This window comes from Caballeronia hypogeia (assembly GCF_001544875.2).
In the GTDB taxonomy this organism is placed as follows: Bacteria; Pseudomonadota; Gammaproteobacteria; order Burkholderiales; family Burkholderiaceae; genus Caballeronia; species Caballeronia hypogeia.
Genome location: NZ_FCOA02000021.1, coordinates 126,069 through 145,222 on the forward strand (window position 1 = coordinate 126,069; position 19,154 = coordinate 145,222).

General features: G+C 62.9%; 20 protein-coding genes. 13 read left to right on the plus strand and 7 right to left on the minus strand.

Annotated elements, in window-relative coordinates; translation table 11 throughout:
• The first annotated feature begins 657 nt into the window (after positions 1-657).
• From AWB79_RS26045 to AWB79_RS26090, 10 genes are all read left to right on the plus strand, one after another.
• A complete protein-coding gene (locus tag AWB79_RS26045; RefSeq protein WP_061170315.1) occupies positions 658-1,491 on the plus strand; it encodes a transporter substrate-binding domain-containing protein in 834 nt (277 codons plus the stop codon).
• A 108-nt stretch (positions 1,492-1,599) separates the two neighbouring features.
• Complete coding sequence (locus AWB79_RS26050; RefSeq protein ID WP_061170316.1) at positions 1,600-2,433, plus strand: amino acid ABC transporter ATP-binding protein; 834 nt, start codon at positions 1,600-1,602, stop codon at positions 2,431-2,433.
• Positions 2,434-2,440: 7 nt separating this feature from the next.
• Positions 2,441-3,112 (plus strand): amino acid ABC transporter permease, encoded by a 672-nt coding sequence (locus AWB79_RS26055; RefSeq protein ID WP_061170317.1) that lies wholly within the window; start codon positions 2,441-2,443, stop codon positions 3,110-3,112.
• Positions 3,113-3,122: 10 nt separating this feature from the next.
• Positions 3,123-3,788, plus strand: a complete 666-nt coding sequence (locus AWB79_RS26060; protein ID WP_061170318.1) for an amino acid ABC transporter permease — start codon at positions 3,123-3,125, stop codon at positions 3,786-3,788.
• Positions 3,789-3,830: 42 nt separating this feature from the next.
• The gene (gene dapA, locus AWB79_RS26065; protein WP_061170319.1) at positions 3,831-4,709 is read left to right on the plus strand and encodes a 4-hydroxy-tetrahydrodipicolinate synthase; all 879 of its coding nucleotides are present in this window, start codon (positions 3,831-3,833) and stop codon (positions 4,707-4,709) included.
• 58 nt (positions 4,710-4,767) lie between these two features.
• A complete protein-coding gene (locus AWB79_RS26070) occupies positions 4,768-5,784 on the plus strand; it encodes a 4-hydroxyproline epimerase (protein WP_061170320.1) in 1,017 nt (338 codons plus the stop codon).
• Positions 5,781-7,070, plus strand: coding sequence for an NAD(P)/FAD-dependent oxidoreductase (locus tag AWB79_RS26075; RefSeq protein WP_061170321.1), 1,290 nt, complete (start codon positions 5,781-5,783; stop codon positions 7,068-7,070). Before AWB79_RS26070 ends, AWB79_RS26075 begins: the two co-directional genes overlap by 4 nt.
• A gap of 13 nt (positions 7,071-7,083) precedes the next feature.
• The gene (locus tag AWB79_RS26080) at positions 7,084-8,565 is read left to right on the plus strand and encodes an aldehyde dehydrogenase family protein (protein WP_061170322.1); all 1,482 of its coding nucleotides are present in this window, start codon (positions 7,084-7,086) and stop codon (positions 8,563-8,565) included.
• Between the two features lie 12 nt (positions 8,566-8,577).
• Positions 8,578-9,609 carry a proline racemase family protein gene (locus AWB79_RS26085; protein WP_061170323.1) on the plus strand — a complete coding sequence of 344 codons (1,032 nt, stop codon included), beginning with the start codon at positions 8,578-8,580 and terminating at the stop codon, positions 9,607-9,609.
• A gap of 72 nt (positions 9,610-9,681) precedes the next feature.
• Entirely contained in the window at positions 9,682-10,389 is a 708-nt protein-coding gene (locus tag AWB79_RS26090) for a GntR family transcriptional regulator (RefSeq protein WP_061170324.1), read from the plus strand.
• A 4-nt stretch (positions 10,390-10,393) separates the two neighbouring features.
• Here the strand turns inward: AWB79_RS26090 and AWB79_RS26095 are convergent, their stop codons facing one another.
• Positions 10,394-11,203, minus strand: coding sequence for a methyltransferase domain-containing protein (locus AWB79_RS26095; protein ID WP_061170325.1), 810 nt, complete (start codon positions 11,201-11,203; stop codon positions 10,394-10,396).
• Between the two features lie 208 nt (positions 11,204-11,411).
• Between AWB79_RS26095 and AWB79_RS26100 the strand changes: the two genes are divergently transcribed.
• Complete coding sequence (locus AWB79_RS26100; protein WP_082862467.1) at positions 11,412-12,404, plus strand: molybdopterin-dependent oxidoreductase; 993 nt, start codon at positions 11,412-11,414, stop codon at positions 12,402-12,404.
• On the opposite strand, the gene AWB79_RS26105 is transcribed toward AWB79_RS26100, so the two are convergent.
• Positions 12,401-13,018 (minus strand): LysE family translocator, encoded by a 618-nt coding sequence (locus AWB79_RS26105; protein WP_082862470.1) that lies wholly within the window; start codon positions 13,016-13,018, stop codon positions 12,401-12,403. The two genes, AWB79_RS26100 and AWB79_RS26105, sit on opposite strands and share 4 nt — an antisense overlap.
• Before the next feature lie 8 nt (positions 13,019-13,026).
• On the minus strand, positions 13,027-13,650 hold the full coding sequence (locus AWB79_RS26110) for an FMN-binding negative transcriptional regulator (RefSeq protein WP_061170326.1): 624 nt from the start codon (positions 13,648-13,650) through the stop codon (positions 13,027-13,029).
• 88 nt (positions 13,651-13,738) lie between these two features.
• Between AWB79_RS26110 and pdxR the strand changes: the two genes are divergently transcribed.
• Both pdxR and AWB79_RS26120 read left to right on the plus strand, forming a co-directional pair.
• On the plus strand, positions 13,739-15,220 hold the full coding sequence (gene pdxR, locus AWB79_RS26115) for a MocR-like pyridoxine biosynthesis transcription factor PdxR (protein ID WP_061170327.1): 1,482 nt from the start codon (positions 13,739-13,741) through the stop codon (positions 15,218-15,220).
• A gap of 227 nt (positions 15,221-15,447) precedes the next feature.
• On the plus strand, positions 15,448-15,807 hold the full coding sequence (locus AWB79_RS26120) for a cupin domain-containing protein (protein ID WP_232471020.1): 360 nt from the start codon (positions 15,448-15,450) through the stop codon (positions 15,805-15,807).
• A gap of 11 nt (positions 15,808-15,818) precedes the next feature.
• Here AWB79_RS26120 and AWB79_RS26125 read toward each other — a convergent pair whose 3' ends face one another.
• The 4 genes from AWB79_RS26125 to AWB79_RS26140 form a co-directional block, all read right to left on the minus strand.
• Complete coding sequence (locus AWB79_RS26125; RefSeq protein ID WP_061170349.1) at positions 15,819-16,532, minus strand: SDR family NAD(P)-dependent oxidoreductase; 714 nt, start codon at positions 16,530-16,532, stop codon at positions 15,819-15,821.
• A 172-nt stretch (positions 16,533-16,704) separates the two neighbouring features.
• The gene (locus tag AWB79_RS26130) at positions 16,705-16,974 is read right to left on the minus strand and encodes a hypothetical protein (protein WP_061170328.1); all 270 of its coding nucleotides are present in this window, start codon (positions 16,972-16,974) and stop codon (positions 16,705-16,707) included.
• Between the two features lie 298 nt (positions 16,975-17,272).
• Positions 17,273-17,785 (minus strand): hypothetical protein, encoded by a 513-nt coding sequence (locus AWB79_RS26135; RefSeq protein WP_232471021.1) that lies wholly within the window; start codon positions 17,783-17,785, stop codon positions 17,273-17,275.
• Between the two features lie 39 nt (positions 17,786-17,824).
• Positions 17,825-18,955, minus strand: a complete 1,131-nt coding sequence (locus AWB79_RS26140; protein ID WP_061170329.1) for a polyamine ABC transporter substrate-binding protein — start codon at positions 18,953-18,955, stop codon at positions 17,825-17,827.
• Between the last annotated feature and the right edge of the window lie 199 nt (positions 18,956-19,154).

Genomic DNA, 19,154 nt, shown 5'->3' on the forward strand with positions numbered 1-19,154 from the left:
TTCAGGCGTGCGAGTCCCCAGACTCGACAGCCCGAGTGCGGTGAAATATGACTGACGCGATCCCCGTAATCGCTGCGATCTCACGCGACTCCATTTGCCGACGTCGCGGTGAATGCTTAGGTGCTCTTTACTGTTACCAAATGTTATCTGCTGATCCCGTCACGCAGTGTTGGAAAACCCACCTATACGGGTCTGGAATTGCGGAGCGTGATTCTTTAATCGCGCGTGATTAAGCCCGTATTACCGGTGCATCCGGCGCGATAAAGGGTCGATACATTTAAAGTTTGGTCGCATTCTCCCGCAGGCGAGTTTCTGGAATTTCTATAGGGCGCGGCGAACCGGATCGTCACTGCCGATGGGTTTTGCACTGCGCATGTCGCATGACGGCCGCGCCGATCGCGAACGCGCATCGGCGCTCAATCTCTTGACTCGCCCCATCGGGCGAGATCGCCTCCCGTTTTTATGAACGTCCGTTAGCGGCGGCTCACGGCGTATTCGCCAATCGATCGAAGACAACGGGTAGGGGCAATCGCCTAGTTGACAAGTCGGGGTTGGACTTTCTAACATGCATACATCGTTGCACACAACATAACGCACACGTCTGTGTGGTGAACATGGCAATCGATTAACGGGTTTACCCTCATATAGGAGTTGATTATGGTTCGGTTGGCTCATCTCACGCGTCGTGCTTTTCTTTGTCTGGCGGTCGCGAGCGCTGTCGTGGCGGGCGCGCCCGCTCATGCGGACGACGCGAGCGCATGGCAAGGCGTCAGAAAAGCGGGTGTCCTGCGCTGCGGCGCGGCGGTCGCGCCGCCGTATGTCATGCGCGATCCGAAAACCGGTGAATACAGCGGCTTTTTTGCGGATCTTTGTCGTAACTTCGCGCAAAACGTGCTGAAGGTGAAAGTCGAATTCGTCGATACGTCCTGGGACAACATCGTCGCCGGTTTGCAGTCGGACAAGTGGGATTTGTCGATGGCGCTGAACGACACGCCAGAGCGAGAAAAGGCCGTTTCGTTCTCGGCGCCCGCAACCGACTACAACGTCTCGTTCGTCTACAACAAGAACAACCCGAAGATTCCGAAGGGCGCGCATACCATCGCTGAAATCGACAAACCCGGCGTGACGGTCGCCGTGATGTCGGGCACCGCACAGGACAAGGCTATTTCCGCTGTCATCAGGCAAGCGCAGATCATGCGTCTGCCCGGCAACGACGAAACCCGTCTCGCGCTCATGTCGAAGCGCGCCGATCTCCTCGCCGACGCCAACATCACGAACATGCTGCTGACCGAAGCGCATCCCGAATGGGCTGCGACGCTCCAGCCGACGCCGCCGCTCGCGCAGCAGGAAGTCGCCTTCGGCATCCGCAAGGACACGCCCGCCGCCGACATCGCGATGCTCAACAAGTACGTCGGCGAGCAGGTGAAGAGCGGCGCGGTCGATCGTCTGATCAAGTCGTCTGTTCAGGCCATGCTGGTCGCGAACAAGTAACGCTCGCGGCCGCCGCGAAAAGCGTCAAGCCTGCCCACCGAACGAGCTTCGGATTCCGAAGCGAAGAATCGACATCACGCGCCCGAAGGGCGCTCGCTGGAGAGATCGATGCTGTCATCCCAAACCATGCTTTCCCGACCCGACATGCCGCCCACCGTCCTGGACTACGCCGCCCCGACCACCGGCGAGTTCGTGCAGTTCCGGGACGTCTTCAAGTCCTACGGCGAAAACCTGGTCGTGATGGACCATATGAATCTCGACATGCGCGGCGATGACCGTCTCGTCATCATCGGGCCGAGCGGCAGCGGCAAGAGCTCGCTGTTGCGCGTGATGATGGGACTCGAAGGCATCCAGAGCGGCCAGATCGGCTTTCAGGGCAAGCCATATATTCACGGCGCGGACGCCGGACGCTCGAAGCGCATCGACGCGAAGCTGCAAAAGCAGATCGGCATGGTGTTTCAGCATTACACGCTGTTTCCGCATCTGTCGGTGCTGGGCAATCTGATTCTCGGCCCCGTGAAAGTGGGCGGCCTCTCGAAGGCCGAAGCGACCGAGCGCGCGCGCATGTATCTCGCGCGACTCGGTCTGGAAAGCAAGCTGCACGCTTACCCGAGCCAGCTTTCCGGCGGCCAGAAGCAACGCGTCGCGATTGCGCGCGCGCTGATGCTCGAACCGAAGCTGATGCTGTTCGACGAAGTGACTTCGGCGCTCGATCCCGAGATGGTCATCGAAGTGCAGAACGTGATGCTCCAGCTCGCCGAGCAGAAGATGGCGATGATCATCGTCACGCACGACATGCACTTCGCGCGCGACATCGCCACGCGCGTGGTGTTCTGCGCGGGCGGAAAGATTGTCGAGCAGGGCGCGCCCGCCGACATGTTCAAGTGCCCGAAGGAAGCGCGCACGCGCGAGTTCCTCGAGAAAGTGCTGCATCTCGACTGAGGCCGACATGAACTATCACTTCGATTTCCGCTTTCTCGAAGGCAGTTTCGGCGCCTTGCTCGATGGTCTGCGCGTGACGGTCGAGCTTGCGGTGGCGTCGAACCTCATGGGCGTCGTGCTGGGCTTCCTGCTCTGTCTGCTCGCAATGAGCCGCTGGACCGTGGTGCGCTGGCCGGCGCAACTGTTCATCGAGTTCTTTCGCTGCACGCCGGCCTTGCTGCAGATCGTCTGGTTCTTCTACTGCATCCCGATGATGGTCGATGTCTTCATCGATCCGATTCTGATGGGCGTGCTCGCGCTCGGTCTCAATCTGACCGCCTTCAATGCGGAGGCATACCGCGCGGGCGTGCAGGCGGTGCCGAAGGAACATCTCGATGCATGCGTCGCGCTCGGGCTGAAGCCGTGGCAGCGCACCTTATACGTGGTGCTGCCGCAAGCGTTGCGTTCCGCGATGCCCGTGCTCATGACCAACGGCATCGGCAGTCTGCAGCAGAGCGCCCTCGTTGCAATCGTCGCGGTCGCGGATCTGATGTACGTGGGCAAGAGCCTCGCGACCGAGGCGTATCGGCCGCTCGAGACCTACACCATCGTCGCGATGATCTACTTCGCTTTGTCGCTGCCGATCGCGAAGCTCGTTCATACGATCGAGCGCCGGCAGGACCTCGCGGTCAAGCGTTGAGGAGAACACCATGCATCTCGACTTTTCCGCCGTTTTGCCTTACTGGCTCGTGTTGCTCAAGGGCCTGGCGCTGACGCTCGCGTTCACCAGCAGTTGCGCGGTGATCGGCAGTCTCGCGGGTTTCGTGCTGAGTCTCCTGCGGATGTCGCCCTCGCGCTGGATGAAGACCGCGACCACGCTCTACGTCGAGTTCTTTCGCGGCACGCCGCTCCTGATCCAGCTCTTCTGGGTGTTCTTCTGCTTTCCGGTGGTGTTTCACATTCCGATTGCGCCGTATATGTCGGTGGTCATCTCGCTGACGCTCTACATGGCGGCGATCACGAGCGAGACCTTCCGTGGCGCGCTGAAGTCCATCTCCGCCGAGCAGCATGACGCGTGCATCGCGCTGAGTCTCACGCCGCAGGCCAAGATCCTCTACGTGATCTTCCCGCAAGCGTTGCTGCGCGCGATTCCGCCGCTGCTTTCCAGCGTCGTCAGCCTGTTCAAGGAAAGCGCGCTGATTTCATCGGTGGGCGTAGCGGATCTGATGTTCGTCGGGCAGAACATTTCCAACAGCACCGCCAAGCCTATCGAGTTCCTTACCACGGTCGCGATCATTTATTTCCTCGTTGCGTTTCCTCTCACGCGCCTGGTCGGTGTCGTGGAGACGCGACTGCTCAGGCGCTTTGCGTATTAACCCGTCCCGGTCCATCGACACGTCATTCAAGTGGAGCAACACATGCAGATGAAAGGCATTCTTCCCGCACTCGTCACCCCGTTCAACGCATCGGGCGCCGTCGATCACGACACGCTCGCGAACATCCTCGAATTTCAGCTCAAGGCGGGCGTCACGGGCTTCGTGCCGCTCGGTTCGACGGGCGAGTATTACGCGCTCACGCACGACGAGCGCCGCGCCATCCTGAAGACAGTGCTCGAAGTGGTCGGCAATCGCGGCACGCTGATCGGCGGCGCCAACGGATCATCCACGCGCGAAGTGATCGAGCAGACGCGACTCGTGCGCGATGCAGGCTACAAGACCGTGCTGATCGCGCCGCCGTACTACGCGCTGCCTTCGCAGGAAGAGCTGATCGGTCACTACGAAGCGATCCTGGACGCGGTGCCGGACGTCGATCTCGTGCTGTACAACTATCCGGTGCGCACGAATGTCGAAGTTGGCTTCGAAGTGCTCGAAGCGTTCAAGGACAATCCGCGCGTCGTCGGCATCAAGGAAAGCAGCGGCAATCTGCTGCGCGCGATCGAGATCGGCGAGAAGTACAAGGATCACTATCAGCTTTCGTGCGGCTCGGACGACCAGGCGCTCGACTTTTTCCTGTGGGGCGCGAGCAGCTGGATTTGCGGACCCGCGAACTGCTTTGTGAAACAGGTCGTCGATTTCTACAATAAGTTCGAAGCCGGCGACATTCGCGGCGCGCAGAACGTGATGCGCTCGCTGTTCCCGGTCATGGCGACGATGGAAGCCGGCAAGTTCGTGCAGAAGGTGAAGTACGGTTGCGAGCTCGCGGGCTTCAAGGTCGGCACGGCGCGCATGCCGCTCAAGCCGCTGACCGACGAGGAAAAAGCCGGGTTCCGCGCCGTATTCGAAGCGGCTCAGGGCTGATGCGAACGCGAAGCCGGCGGCACGCCCGCCGGCATTTTTGAAACTGCGAGAGGTTCGGATGAGCAGACATAGTTTCAGAACCATCGAAGGTCATACCGAAGGCATGCCGGTGCGCATGGTGATCGACGGCGCGCCGCCTCTCGCCGGCGCGACCATGGAAGCGCGCCGCCGCGAGTTCGTCGAGCATCACGACTGGATTCGCCGCGCGCTGATGCTGGAGCCGCGCGGACACGCGCACATGTCGGGCACCTTGCTTTATCCGCCGCTGTCGGAAGACGCGGACATGAGTCTGATCTTTATCGAGACGTCGGGCTGTCTGCCGATGTGCGGGCATGCGTCGATCGGCTCCGTTTCGTTCGCGATCGAAGCGGGGCTCGTCAGGCCGAAGACGCCGGGCACGGTTATCGTCGATGTTCCCGCAGGCAGGCTCACCGCTCGCTACGAGATGGATGGCGCGGGTGTTTCATCGGTGCGCTTCACGAATGTGCCGAGCTTTCTGCTTCATCGCGATATCGAAATCGTGCATCCGCATTTCGGCAAGCTGGTCGTGGATATCGCATACGGCGGCAACTTCTATCCGATCGTCGAGGTTCAGCCGAACTTCCCCGGTTGCGAGCATTTCGCGCCGGAAGACTTGCTGACTTGGGGGCGCGAGATGCAAGCCGCCGTGAACCGCGCGATCGATGTGGTCCATCCCGACAACCCGACGATTCGCGGCGTCAATCACACGATGTGGACCGGCGCGCCCTTATCGAACGATGCCGATGCGCGCGCCGTTGTCATCGCGGGCGATAGCCTCATCGACCGGTCGCCGTGCGGCACAGGCACTTCGGCGCGCGTCGCGCAGCGGCATGCGCGCGGTTTGCTCGCGCATGGTCAGGCGTTCCGTCATCAGAGTCTGATCGGCAGCACGTTCATCGGCCGCGTCGAAGCGACGGCGAAACTGCGCAACGGTCTCGACGCCGTGTTGCCGAGCGTCGAAGGGCGCGCCTGTCTGACCGGACGCGCGGAACATTATGTCGATGACGCGCAGCCCTACGCGCATGGCTTCAGCCTTCGGGAGTTCGCCAAGTGAACGCCGTTCCTCACGATTTCGCTTCGCGCGATCCGCTTCCCGCGAATCAGGAAACCGCCGTCGTGATCGGCGGCGGCATTGTCGGCGTGTGCTGCGCGCTGTATCTGCAACGCGGCGGATACGCGGTCACGCTGATCGATCCGGAAGCGCCCGGCAACAGCACGGCGAAGTGGAGTTGCGGCCAGATGGCGGTGAGCGAGATCATTCCGCTTTCCAAACCGGGCATCCTCATGAAGATTCCCGGCTGGCTGATGGATCAGACCGGGCCGCTCGCGCTTCGTCCGAGCGCGTTGCCGGGCATCATCCCCTGGTTCATGCGCTTTCTGATGAGCGCGCGGCACGCGAAGATCGTCGAGATCGCGCAGTCGATGGCCACGCTCACACAAGATGTCTACGCGGACTACGCGCCGCTGCTCGACGCCTGCGACGACAAGTCACTGATGGGCGAACGCCCGATCCTCGAACTCTTCGACGATCCCGCCGCGCTCGATCGCGAGCGGCCGCATCTGGAATTGCGCGAATCGCTGGGCTTCAGATCGCAGCAATTGAATGGTCAGGAGATCGGCGACCTCGAACCGGCGCTCGCGGGCAAGTTCTCGCATGGTCTGCTGTTCCCGGAGTGGCGTTCGGTGAACGACACGATGGGCTTCATCGCGGCGTTGACCGGGAGTTTCATCGCGCAAGGCGGCGTTCGCATCAGGACGGAGGCGAGCCGTATCGATGAGGCGAACGGTCTTGCAACCGGCGTCACGCTCGCGAACGGCGAGCGCGTGCAGGCGCGCCATGTGGTCGTGGCGGCGGGTACGGGCGCGCGACGTTTCTTCGACGCGCTGGGCGTGAGCGTGCCGCTCGCGGGCATCGCCGGCTATCAGGCCGTGGTGCGGGACCCGGGCGTCGAGATTCGTCATTCGATCATCTATGCCGATGGCGGCTTCTGCTTCACGCCGATGACGCGCGGCCTGCAAATAGGCGGCACCATTGAATTCGCGGGCGAGGGCGCCGCACCCAACTTCAGGCGCGCGGACATCATCCTCGCAAAAGCGAAGCGCGTGCTGCCGGAGATGAGGACATCGCAGGTCGAATACGGCGTCGGTTACCGGCCGTTCCTGCCGGACACGAAACCGGTCATCGACCGTTCGCGCCGTCTAAGGAACGTGTTGATGGCGTTCGGTCACGGGCAGCTCGGCCTCACGCTCGGCGCGACGACCGGACGGCTGATCGCGGACATGGTCGCCGGCCGCACGACGAAGCAGAATCTCGCGCCTTTCAGCGCCTATCGCTTTTGACGAGACACACTTCATGAAATCGTACGACCAGCTTTTCATCGACGGCCGCTGGGTTGCGCCCGGCAAACGAGGCAGCTTCGAGACGCTCGATCCGAGCAACGAGCAGGTGATCGCGAACGTCGCCGCGGCGACATCGGAAGATATCGATCTCGCGGTGAAGGCCGCGCGCCGCGCCTTCGACGAAGGTCCGTGGCCGCGCATGCGCGGCGTCGAGCGCGCGACGGTGTTGCGCCGTATCGCCAGGGGTATTCGCGACCGGCTTAGCGAACTGGCGGAGCTCGAAGTGCGCGACAACGGCAAGCCGCTGCCCGAAGCGCTGTGGGATCTGGGCGACGCGGCGGGCTGCTTCGAGTTCTACGCGGGTCTCGCCGAACAACTCGACGACCACGCCGAAACGCCGATCAAACTCTCCGATGACCGCTTCAGCTCGATCGCGCGCAAGGAGCCGGTCGGCGTGGCGGGCGCGATCATCCCGTGGAATTTCCCCATGCTGATGGCCGCGTGGAAGGTCGCGCCCGCGCTCGCGGCCGGCTGCACGATGGTGCTGAAGCCTTCCGAGCTCACGCCGCTGACGGCGCTGGAGCTCGCCGATATCGCCGCCGCCGCCGACCTTCCGCCCGGCGTGCTCAATGTCGTGACCGGTCTCGGCAAGGACGCGGGCGCGCCGCTCGCCGAACATCCGGGCATCGACAAGCTGGCGTTCACCGGCAGCGTGCCGACGGGGAGCCGCATCATGCAGGCGGCCGCGCGCGACATCAAGAACATCAGCCTCGAACTAGGCGGCAAGTCGCCGTTCATCGTGTTCGATGACTCCGATATCGACGCCGCCGTCGAATGGATCATGTTCGGCATCTTCTGGAATCAGGGTGAAGTATGCTCGGCCACGTCGCGCGTGCTCGTGCAGCGCGGCATCTACGAACGCCTGCTCGACCGGCTCGAAGAAGAAACGCGCAAGATCACGATCGGCAATGGCTTGGAGGAAGGCGTGCTGCTCGGGCCGATCGTGAGCCGCGCGCAATACGACAAGGTGCGCGAAGCGGTCGAGCGCGGCGTCAGCGAAGGCGCGCGACTCGTGACCGGCGGCGGCAGGCCGGCGCATCTCGACCGGGGCTATTTCATGGAGCCCGCGATATTCGCCGATGTGCCCGCCGAAAGCTGGATCTGGAACGAAGAGATATTCGGGCCCGTGGTGTGCATTCGTCCCTTCGACGACGAAGCGCAAGCCGTGCGCTCCGCCAACGACTCGCGCTTCGGCCTCGCCGCCGCCGTGATGTCGCGGGACACGGTGCGGTGCGAACGCGTCGCTCGTGCGTTGCGCGCGGGCATCGTGTGGATCAACTGCTCGCAGCCGACCTTCACCGAGGCGCCCTGGGGCGGCTACAAGCAGAGCGGAATCGGCCGCGAACTGGGCGAGTGGGGCTTGAACAACTATCTGGAAACCAAGCAGATCACGCGCTATGAAAGCGATCAGCCGTGGGGCTGGTACATCAAATAGGACCGGGACATCATGCGCTGGAAAAAGACGCTGCAACTCGTCGACGTGCATTGCGAAGGCGAGATCGGCAAGGTGATCACAGGCGGAGTCGTCGGCATTCCGGGCGAGACCATGCTCGACAAGATGAACTACCTCAACGAGGTCGATGACAGCCTGCGCCGCCTCGTCGTGCTGGAGCCGCGCGGCTGTCTGCAGATGTCGGTGAATCTGCTGCTGCCGCCGACGCGTCCGGAAGCGCATGCGGGTTTCATCGTGTTGCAGGCGGACAAGGCGCATCCGATGTCGGGCAGCAATGCGATATGCGTCGTCACGGCCTTGCTCGAACTCGGCATGATCGAGATGCGCGAGCCCGAGACGACCGTGGTGCTCGATACGCCCGCCGGACTCGTCACCGCGCGCGCGAGTTGCGCGGACGGACGTTGCACCGGCGTGTCGCTCGACATGGTGCCGGCGTTCGTCGAGCGGCTCGACGTTGTGATCGAAACGCCGCGGCTCGGCAACATCCGCGCGGATATCGCGTTCGGCGGCGTGTATTACGCATTGATCGATGTGGAGCAGACCGGTCTTGCGATCGCCCCCGAAAACGCGCGCGCGCTCGCGGAACTCGGCGTCGCGCTGAAAGACACGATCAACCGGCAGATCGATATCCGGCATCCGCTGTTCGCCGAAATCGATCAAGTCGCGTATGTCATGTTCCGTCATCGCGTGAATGACGCGCTCTATCAGACCTGCACGACCTTGCCGCCGGGACGCGTCGACCGTTCGCCATGCGGCACCGGCAGCTCGGCCAATCTCGCGACCTTGCACGCGCGCGGGCTGGCCGATGTCGGCAGCCGCCTGACGTCGCGTTCGACCATCGGCGGCGAGTTCGGCATCGAGTTGCTCGGCACGGCCGAAGTCGGCGGCAAGCCCGCAGTGCTGCCGCGTGTGCGCGGACGCGCGTGGCTATACGGCATGCAGCAGATCGGCGTCGACCCGGACGATCCGCTATCCGACGGATTCATGCTGAGCGATACGTGGGGATCGGGCTTTCCGACGGTCTGAGACGGAGTGCGCGCGATGATAAACTTGAATGCGCGCCCGTCTTTCCGGGCCCACGATGACGGCGGGGACAGCATGAGCAAAGCGAGCACGGAGACGGAGTCGGGTGGCCGTCGGCATGGCGGTCGATACATCTACGAAGAGTTGCGCAAGCAGATCCTGACTCTGCAACTGAAGCCGGGCGCGCCGCTCGACGAAGTATCGCTCGCCGCGCAATTCGGTCTCTCGCGCTCGCCGGTGCGCGATGCGCTCGCCCGCCTCATCAGCGAAGGCCTCGTCACCATTCTTCCGAACCGCACGACGCTCGTCACGCCTTTCGAAATCGAAGAGTTCCCGAAGTACATTTCCGCGCTGGACCTGATTCAGCGCGCGGTGACGCGGCTCGCGGCCACGTACCGAAGCGAAGCCGACATGGCGCGCATCCGCAAGGCCGACGACGCCTACGTGAAGGCCGTCGACAGCGGCGACTATCAGGCGATGACCGAAACCAACAAGGCTTTGCACATTGCCATCGCGCATGCGGCGAACAATCCTTATTTCGTCGGCTATTACGAGCGGCTGCTCGGCGAGGGCCAGCGGCTGTCGCATCTTCATTTCGATTTCACCGCGACTTCGCCGTCCGCGACGAAGCTCGGGCGCGATCACGTCGATCTCATCGACGCCATCGCGCGCAAGGACGCCGATGCCGCCGAGCGCTGCGCGCACGAACACACCATGCTGTTCCAGAAGCGCTTCCTCGATTACATGCGGCAGAACATGACCGAATCGATGGCGATCAGCTGATTCGTCAGCGCGGTTTGCGCGCGATCATCGCGTAGAAGTTATAGCCGCCGAAGAAGGTGCCTTCTTCGCTGGCGCGCAATCGATTCGCGACGAAGGTATCGACCTGTTCTTGCGTCGCGACGCCGGTCTTCGGCAAGAGCGCGGAGAAGGATTGCAAACCGCCGAGAAAGAAATCGGCTCGCCCGATCTCGGTGAGCGCCCAGCCGCGGCTATCGATCAATTCGAGTTCGGCGTCCTTCAGCAATCGCGGCATGCGCCGCAAAATGCGCGGATTCGCAATCAACGCAGCAATGATCTTTTCATCCATGTCGCGATCGGCGCCGAAGGTGAGCGTTCCGTAGTCGCCATCGAAAACGGCCACCGTTCCGCCCGGTTTCACGACGCGCGCCGCGTGCCGGATCACCTTGTCCGGCTCGGGAACGTGACTCAGGAGCGTGTGCGCGATCACGAGATCGAACGCGGCGTCCGGCAGGCTCGGGTCCTGCGCGTCGTCCACCCGCCATGCGATGCGGTCCTGCAATCCTTCTTGCGCGGCCACGCGTTGCCCGGCTTCGATGAGCGTCGGACTGATGTCGACTGCTGTCACGCGGCCCTTGAAGCGCGGCTGGCGCACCAGTTCGCGCACCTCGACGCCCGTTCCGCAGCCCAAAGCCAGCACGTCGTTCGCGGCGGCGAGATCGATCGCTTCGAGATAGCCGCGCAGCATGTCCATGTATCGCATGCTGTTCGCGCGCGCTTCGAGGCGCGTCGCGATGACGCCGATCGTCTGGGCGTCGAGCTGATGCGTGCGGCCGTAAACATCGAGGAAGGGCATCTCGCGCCTCCGCCAAAGCGAGTCGGGCTGAATCGATTTATAGCAGATGGGTTTGCGTCGATTGTCTGCTGAATGCGCAATTGTCCGCGGCGCATGTCGTGCGGGATTTCGGCCATTGCCTTTTGCACGCGATTCTGTAATGTTCTCACGCTATATCTTCAAGGATATAGCGAAGGTTATCCGAAGGTTATCAAAAAGGAATCGAGCGATGAGATCTTTGACCGGACTGAAGCGATTCGCTGCACCGCTGTTCCTGCTGGCGCTGTTGCCATTCGTTGCAGCGTCGTGCGGCGGCGGCGACGATTCGTCGCCGCCCGCGACGCAAGCCAGCCTGAGCGTATCCGGCGACGTTACTGCACAGACGAATCTGACGCTCGCGCAAATTCAGGCGCTGCCGGCCGTCACGCAGACCGTGTCCTTCGGCAGCGGCAGCGGTCCGCAAACGCATGTCTATACCGGCGCGAGCCTATGGACCTTGTTGAACCAGGTCGGCATCGTCACGAATCCGGCCGTGAAGAACGATGTGCTCGGCAAGTACGTCGTCGCGACCGGGAGCGATAACTATCGGGCGTTATTCGCGATGGGCGAGATCAGCCCGGATTTCGGCAATCGCGGCAACGAAGTGGCTTATGCCGAAACGATCAACGGCGCGAGTGCCGCGTTGACATCGACGGACGGTCCGCTGCGCGTCACCGCGCCAGGCGATGTGAAGGGCGGCCGCTACGTGTCCAATCTGGTGAAGCTGGAGGTGCATACGGCGACGTCCACGGCGACGGCGAGCGGCGGCGGGGTCACCGCGCAGTTCCAGCTATCCGGCGCGTTGGCGCACCCGGCAACTTACGATCTGGCGGCGCTCCAGGCGTTGCCTGCCGTCACGCGCACGGTGGGCACGAGCACGTACACGGGCGTGAGTTTGTGGAGCCTGCTCGACGCGGCCGGCATTCAGACGAATGCCGCGAACAAGAACGATCTGCTGGGCTTCTATCTGGTCGCAACCGGCAGCGATGGTTATCGCACGGTGGTTTCGCTGGCCGAGCTGTCGCCCGACTTCGGCAATCAGCCCGACATGGTTGCGTATGCGATGAACGGCGCGCCGCTGACATCGACTGGTTTCGCTCGACTGGTGATTCCCAACGATGGCAAGGCAGGACGCTACGTTTCCAATCTCGTTGCGCTCGAAGTGGTGTCGGCGCCGCGTTAGGCCGTGCGGCGCGCCATCGCGAGATACGCGCCCAATCCCACCATCACGGCGCCTGACGCGCGCGTCATGAGCCGTTCCCGTGCGGCCCGCGCCGCGCCCGATTGAAGCAGACGCGCGGCGGCGAACACCGCGACGACATCGACGAGCGTGTTCAATGCCACGCAGATGCCGCCCATCAAGGCCAGTTGCGGCGCGAGCGCGTGCTCCGGCGCGGCGAATTGAGGCAGAAAGGCGAGGAAGAACAGCGCGGTCTTCACATTGAATGCCTCGACCATGATCCCTTCGCGCAGGGTGCGGCCCGCGCCTTTCGACTGAACCGCTTCCACCTTCGGCGGCTGCTCCGCGCGCAACAACAGTCGCATGCCCAGATACAGCAGATAAGCCGCGCCGATGTACTTCACGAGCCCGAAGAGCATGGCGGATTCGGCGATCAGCAGCGACAGCCCGAGCGCGGCCGCGATCACATGAACGAGCCCGCCGAGCGCGGTGCCGAGACACGACGCAAGACCTTCGGCGCGACCGCCCGCCGCCGTGCGCGCGACCACATAGGCGATGCCCGGACCGGGCGTGATGGCAAGAACGATTGCCGCAATCAGAAACGCGATGAACGACATGATGTTGGTCATTTGTCCGTATGCATGGAGCGGGCGAGTTCTTGGTGCCCGCGCGACTCGAGCATGTCGGCGGCGTTGTCGCGATCGCGCGCGTCCTTGTTCTGACTGAGCTTGGCCTTGCAGACGAGCGATGTCACCGCGATCTCGATGCCCACGATCGAGCGCAACAGGCCATCGATGAACTCGCGCTCCGAGTCGCCCATCTTCCACGGCCTCGGCTCGTTGGCTTCGTGCCTTCGCGTCAGACGCCCGACCATGCCGCGCACGAAGTTCTCGTCGTCGCGGATGGTAAGCGTGCCGTGCGCGTGCACGACTTCATAGTTCCACGTCGGCACTTGCCGATGCGCTTCGTGCTTGCTCGGGTACCAGTTCGGCGAGATGTACGCGTCCGCGCCGCGAAACACGACCATGACGGGCGTGCCGGTCGGGCAGCGTTTCCAGATGTCGTTGGCGCGCGCGACATGCGCCGTGAGCAGACCGTGCTCGCCGTGATCCGGGTCGAATTCGAAGGGAATGTGATTGGCGTCGAGGCCGTTGCTGTCGTGCGTGACGAGCATGCCCAGCGGATGCGCGCGAATGATCCGCAGCAGTTCCTCGGGGCGCGTTTCGGCGAAATGCGGGGGAATGTACATCGTGATCTCTCGGCAGGCGGGTATTGGGCGAAACGTTACTGTCGCGCGAAACAGGCACAATGAGAAGATCCAGTTTCGGTGATTTTCCATGGGCCAGTTCAAGACCTCTTCGTCAGACGATGCGGGCGCCGGCCGGCGCATCTACGATCTGCTGCGCGGCCAGATCGCCGATGGCACGCTGCCCGCGGGCGCAGCCGCGCCATCGACGCGCGCGCTCGCGTCGGAGCTGGGAGTGTCGCGCACCACCGTCACCGCGGCCTACGAGCAGCTCGCGGCGGAAGGCTTCATCGTCACGTCGGCGGGACGCGCGGCGCGCGTGGCGAAGACGCCCGACACGCGCGCCGACACGACGATGAAGCGTTCCCGCCGTGCGTCCCGTGTGGCGCCCGCGCTTTCCGCATATGGACACCGCGTGGAAAAGATGCGCGCGCCCGCGTTGCCGTCCACCGAGAGAGGGCGCATCAATTTTCTATACGGCGCGCTGTCCGCGCGCGACTTCCCTACGCTCGCGTGGCGCCGCGCGTATCAGGCGGAACTGCTGCGGCAACAGGACGATCTCTACTACGTCGCGCCGGAAGGCGATGCGTCGCTGCGGCGCGCGCTGCAGGCGTATCTGGGACGCGCTCGCGGCCTGGTCTGCGACATCGAACAGATCGTCATGGTGAGCGGCACGCAGCAGGCGCTAGACCTCTGCGCGCGCCTGCTGCTCGATCCCGGCGACGCGTTCGTATTCGAGGACCCCGGCTATCTGATCGCGCGGCAATGCTTCGAGGCGGCGGGCGGACGGCTCGTGTCCGCCGCCGTCGATGAGCACGGTCTCGACACCGCGCGTCTGCCCGGGGACGAGCGCGCGCGCATCGTGTACGTGACGCCGTCGCATCAGTTTCCGCTGGGCGGCGTGCTGCCCATCGGGCGGCGGCATGAGCTGCTGCAATGGGCGCGTCGGCACGGCGCGTGGGTCATCGAAGACGATTACGACGGCGAGTTCCGCTACGGCCAGCGTCCGATCGATGCACTGCAATCCATCGATACGCACGGCCGCGTGATTTATATCGGCACGTTTTCCAAGGCGCTGTCGCCGCATCTGAGGCTCGGCTATCTGGTCCTGCCGCATGAGCTCGTGCACGTGTTCCGGCAGGCCAAGCGGCTTTCCGACCGGCACGCGCCGGTGCTCGATCAGCGCGTGCTCGCCGCGCTGATCGAAGGCGGCGCATACGAGCGTCACGTGCGCCGCATGCGGCGCGAATACGAGCGCCGCCGCACGGCCCTGCTCGACGCCATTACGGAGATGCTGCCGGCCGGTGCGCATGTCACAGGCACGGCGGCCGGACTGCATGTGGTGTTGTGGCTGCCGTTCCTGAAGGCGAAGGACGAGGCCGCTCTGGCCGCGCGCGCGAACGATCATGGCGTGGGCGTCTATCCGGTGTCGGTGCTGTTCGCCGCTGAGCGGCGTTCCGCGCGAAGCCGTGCCGCGGGCCTGATGCTCGGCTACGCCAGCCTCACCGTCGAGCAGATCCGGCAGGGCATGCGTGTGCTCGGGAAGGTGATCGGTCCGCGCACGGCCTCTTGAATCGCCTCTTGACAGGCAAAACCCCGCAACCTATTTTCGGACGCGGAACGGATGATCCTCATCCATTCGACGAGCCGCGAGGAAAACGTCCGTGCCGGTAGTCAAGATTCATCTCGAAGGCCAGATCAGCGACTTCGACCTGAGGCTGTTGCGGCCGCGCGGAAATCTCCATCTCCGATCTGAGACGTGTCGCGCACACGCTCGGCGTGCCGCTCGGATGGTTCTTCATGTCGGACACGAAGCCGGCCGCCGAAGTGGGGCGCGTGGTGCGCACGGGCGGGCGGCGTCGGCTCGGCACGGTGACTGACGGGCTCGTCGAGGAACTGCTTTCGCCGAATATCGGCGGCCCTTTCGAGATGTTCCTGAGCACCTTCGCGCCCGGCGCGGTGCTGCCGGAAGCGACCCTGCGCGATACCGAGGAAGAAGGCTATCTGGTCAAGGGCGAACTCGATGTGTGGATCGGCGAGCACGCGTTCCAGTTGTCCGCCGGCGATAGCTTCCGGATCGCGCGTGAGCCCTTTCGCTGGGCCAATCGCGGGGAGACGGAGGCGATGGTCGTGTGGGTGATTTCACCGCCCACGTATTGAATCTCCACGCCTCAGAACTTCTCCACCCACGGCCTCAATTCGATTTCCCATGCCCACGCGCTGCGATGCTGACGCAGCACGTCCATATACGTCTGCGCGATGGCGTCGGGGTCGAGCATGCTGTCGGGCGCATCCGCCGGTTCCGGGCGATGATCCGCGCGCACCCCGCCATCAATGACGAAATGCGCCACATGGATGCCCTTCGGCGCGAGTTCGCGCGCGGCGCTCTGCGCGAGGCCGCGCAACGCGAACTTGCCCATCGCGAACGGCGCGGACAGCGCGAAGCCCTTCACTCCGGCGGTCGCGCCGGTCAGCAGGATCGCGCCCTTGCCCGCGGACGTCATGCGTCTCGCGGCCTGCTGAACCGCATGGAACGCGCCCAGCGCGGACACGGCGATGGCGTTCCCGACTTCGGCCGCATCGAGTTCGACGATCGGTCCGCGCACCCGGCCGCTCGCGTTGTAGATCACGATTTCCGGCGCGCCGATGCGGGCGTCGGCCTCGTTGAAAAGCGCTTCGACTTCGCTGGCTTGGGTGGCATCGACGGGCAGCGCGATCGCGCCGGTTTCATCGACGAGCGCGGCGAGCTTGTCGACATTGCGCGCAGCGATGACGACCGGAATGTTTTCCGCGCGCAGACGCCGCGTGAGCGACGCGCTGATGCCGGGACCGGCGCCGATGATGAGAGCATTGCGATAAGGCAGGGAGGGCGGCAAGGGACTCATGGCTTCACGCTCGTGGAAGTAGTGAATCGAATCGTGCCGGTCGATCATAACCGCGTCTGAAAATCGGCGCGCGAATGGGCTCAACGTGAAGCGAGGAATTCCCGATGATGCAAAACCGCGGCCCCTCGCGGACGCATGCGCGCATCCGCTGAGGCCGCTCGATGAACCGTACTCACTGTCCACCACCCGAATAGATGTCGCAGAAAGGCCTCGGCGCGCAGTTGACCTGCGGGCCGGCTGACCATTTCGAAGACTTGCCGCTGGCGCTCTGGCCGGCAGGCACGCCGCCATATGCGGTGTCGCCGGAGGGCGTGGCGCCTTGCGCATTTTGCTGCGCGGATGCCGGAATCGATTGCAGCGTATCGCTCGTTTCCTGTGCCTGAGTCAGCGTGCCTAGTGAAAACGCGGCCACCATGGCGGCCGAGGTGAGAATGATCTTCATGGCGAACTCCTACAACAAAGGCTTTCTGTTACCTGACGGTCCTTTGCTGTGTCGGCGTGAAAGCGTGAACGCGCATGCGGAACATGTCGCGGCATACGCCTCGGCCTTGACCCGGTTGCGAGAGAAGATGCGTGATGTTGCGCCGGGTTTATGGAAAGGACCCGTTGCACGCGGAAGAACCGCGCGTGGCGCTCGAGGTGGCAGCGGCACCAGAAGAGTCGCCTGATGAGGCGAGCGCAGCAAAAGGTCGTGCGCTTATAAACCTTATACCCAAGCGCCGGGAAAGTTAATGCTGTTTTTACGGCAGCCGGTAATGCCCGGTTTTCTTGCCGACGAAGTTATAGGTCCCCTTGTCCGCGGGCAGGAATGCGACCGGTTCCCATTCGAGCTGGCCATCGATTCCCTTGTACTTTCCGGTCCCGGAACCGAGTGTGCCCTTGCCCGTCTTCGTGCCGGCGGTGCGACTGATGGTTTCGACGAACTTGTCGCCGTCTTTATCGGTAAAGACGCAATAGCCGTTGAGCAAGCCTTTCGTATAGTTGACTGAAAAGCACTTCGAAACGACATTCTGGAACAGCGGCGTGGATGCGTTGTTGACGAAGAGTAGTGTGTCCTCGTGCAGCGTCACGGCGTCGTCGCCTTCCACCGGCATGATTTTAGTAGCGGCGCCCACGCCATAGAACGTGACCTCGAAGTTCGCCTGCTTCGGGATGCCCTGAGCAACGGCGAGCGCTGGCATGCCCGTTGTTACCAGACCGATCAGGCTCGCTGCAATGCTGCACGTCCGGCTGAATCTGCTGACTGATTCCATGATTTCACCTCTCTCTCGAAGACCGATTCTTCCAATGGATCAACGGCCCGATTTGTATTCTGTCCAGAGGCGCGTTTGCAAGCGCTGAATGTCCTGCGGCAGTGGTTTCAGAAGAAAGAGCGTCTGCACGACGTCTTCCGGAGGATAGACGGCCGGATCGTTGGCGACGTCCGGCTTCACGTATTGTTTGGCCTGCGCATTCGCGCTCGGATAGTAGACGGCGTTCGTGATCGCGGCGTGGACCTGCGGCGTTTCGATGTAGTTGATCCACTCGTGCGCGGCTTCCTTGTGCTTCGCGTCCTTCGGAATGGCCATCACGTCGAACCAGACGGGTGCGCCGCCTTTCGGAATGTAGTACTCGATCTTGTAGGGCTTGTTCGCCTCTATCGTGCGATGCTTGGCGATCACGACATCCCCGGACCATCCGTACGTGAAGCAGATATCGCCTCCGACCAGATCGTTGATATAGCCGGACGAATTGAACTGGCGGATATATGGGCGGATCTTTTTGAGCATGACGAGCGCCGCCCGATAGTCGGCGGGGTTCGTGCTCATCGGGTCCCGGCCCATGTAGTGCAGTGCGGCCGCGAACATCTGATCCGGCGCATCGAGCACGGACACGCCGCAAGCCTTCAGCTTCGAGATGTTCTCCGGCTTGAAGAGAATGTCCCAGCTATCCAGCGGGGTGTCCTTGCCGAGTATCTGCTGCACTTTGGTTACGTTATAGCCGAGACCGGTCGTGCCGTAGGCCCACGGCACGACGTACTTGTTGCCGGGATCGGCGCCCGCCACGAGCTTCATCAAGGCCGGATCGAGATTCTTCAGGTTCGGCAGCTTCGACTTGTCGAGCGGTGCGAAGATGCCCGCCGCGATCTGTTTTCCGGCGTAATTGCTGGTCGGTACGACGACGTCATAACCCGAGTTGCCGGTGAGAAGCTTGGCCTGAAGCGTGTCGTCGCTGTCGTAGTTGTCGTACTTCACGGTGATGCCGGTTTGCTTGGTGAAGTTGGAGATGGTGTCCGGCGCAATATAGTCGGACCAGTTATAGACGTTCAGTTGAGTGTCCTTGGCCCATGCTGCCTGCGTGGCGAAGCATGCGGCATAACTTAGCGCGCAGCACGCCGCGAGACTGCCGGGAAAGGAAAGGCGAAACCTCAATCTGGCTTTCATTTTTTCTCTCCGAACGTGGTCCAAAAATGAAGTTGGATAGAGAATGTCATCTCTATGAAAACTCGAAGTACTAACTATCTAAATCGATTTCCTTAGCCACTCGAATCAGGACGTTGAGGCTCGGCGGTTTCAAGGTTGAAGCGCAACGGCGGATTTAATGTTTAGAGCCCATGAGGTTGAGCTGCGGAAGCGAGTGTGG

What these genes read in the sequence shown, in the direction of transcription:
- AWB79_RS26045 (WP_061170315.1), top strand. Translation starts at nt 658, where the DNA reads ATGGTTCGGTTGGCTCATCTCACGCGTCGTGCTTTTCTTTGTCTGGCG.
- AWB79_RS26050 (WP_061170316.1), top strand. Translation starts at nt 1,600, where the DNA reads ATGCTGTCATCCCAAACCATGCTTTCCCGACCCGACATGCCGCCCACC.
- AWB79_RS26055 (WP_061170317.1), top strand. Translation starts at nt 2,441, where the DNA reads ATGAACTATCACTTCGATTTCCGCTTTCTCGAAGGCAGTTTCGGCGCC.
- AWB79_RS26060 (WP_061170318.1), top strand. Translation starts at nt 3,123, where the DNA reads ATGCATCTCGACTTTTCCGCCGTTTTGCCTTACTGGCTCGTGTTGCTC.
- dapA (WP_061170319.1), top strand. Translation starts at nt 3,831, where the DNA reads ATGCAGATGAAAGGCATTCTTCCCGCACTCGTCACCCCGTTCAACGCA.
- AWB79_RS26070 (WP_061170320.1), top strand. Translation starts at nt 4,768, where the DNA reads ATGAGCAGACATAGTTTCAGAACCATCGAAGGTCATACCGAAGGCATG.
- AWB79_RS26080 (WP_061170322.1), top strand. Translation starts at nt 7,084, where the DNA reads ATGAAATCGTACGACCAGCTTTTCATCGACGGCCGCTGGGTTGCGCCC.
- AWB79_RS26085 (WP_061170323.1), top strand. Translation starts at nt 8,578, where the DNA reads ATGCGCTGGAAAAAGACGCTGCAACTCGTCGACGTGCATTGCGAAGGC.
- AWB79_RS26090 (WP_061170324.1), top strand. Translation starts at nt 9,682, where the DNA reads ATGAGCAAAGCGAGCACGGAGACGGAGTCGGGTGGCCGTCGGCATGGC.
- AWB79_RS26095 (WP_061170325.1), bottom strand. Translation starts at nt 11,203, where the DNA reads ATGCCCTTCCTCGATGTTTACGGCCGCACGCATCAGCTCGACGCCCAG.
- AWB79_RS26100 (WP_082862467.1), top strand. Translation starts at nt 11,412, where the DNA reads ATGAGATCTTTGACCGGACTGAAGCGATTCGCTGCACCGCTGTTCCTG.
- AWB79_RS26105 (WP_082862470.1), bottom strand. Translation starts at nt 13,018, where the DNA reads ATGTCGTTCATCGCGTTTCTGATTGCGGCAATCGTTCTTGCCATCACG.
- AWB79_RS26110 (WP_061170326.1), bottom strand. Translation starts at nt 13,650, where the DNA reads ATGTACATTCCCCCGCATTTCGCCGAAACGCGCCCCGAGGAACTGCTG.
- pdxR (WP_061170327.1), top strand. Translation starts at nt 13,739, where the DNA reads ATGGGCCAGTTCAAGACCTCTTCGTCAGACGATGCGGGCGCCGGCCGG.
- AWB79_RS26120 (WP_232471020.1), top strand. Translation starts at nt 15,448, where the DNA reads ATGTCGGACACGAAGCCGGCCGCCGAAGTGGGGCGCGTGGTGCGCACG.
- AWB79_RS26125 (WP_061170349.1), bottom strand. Translation starts at nt 16,532, where the DNA reads ATGAGTCCCTTGCCGCCCTCCCTGCCTTATCGCAATGCTCTCATCATC.
- AWB79_RS26130 (WP_061170328.1), bottom strand. Translation starts at nt 16,974, where the DNA reads ATGAAGATCATTCTCACCTCGGCCGCCATGGTGGCCGCGTTTTCACTA.
- AWB79_RS26135 (WP_232471021.1), bottom strand. Translation starts at nt 17,785, where the DNA reads ATGGAATCAGTCAGCAGATTCAGCCGGACGTGCAGCATTGCAGCGAGC.
- AWB79_RS26140 (WP_061170329.1), bottom strand. Translation starts at nt 18,955, where the DNA reads ATGAAAGCCAGATTGAGGTTTCGCCTTTCCTTTCCCGGCAGTCTCGCG.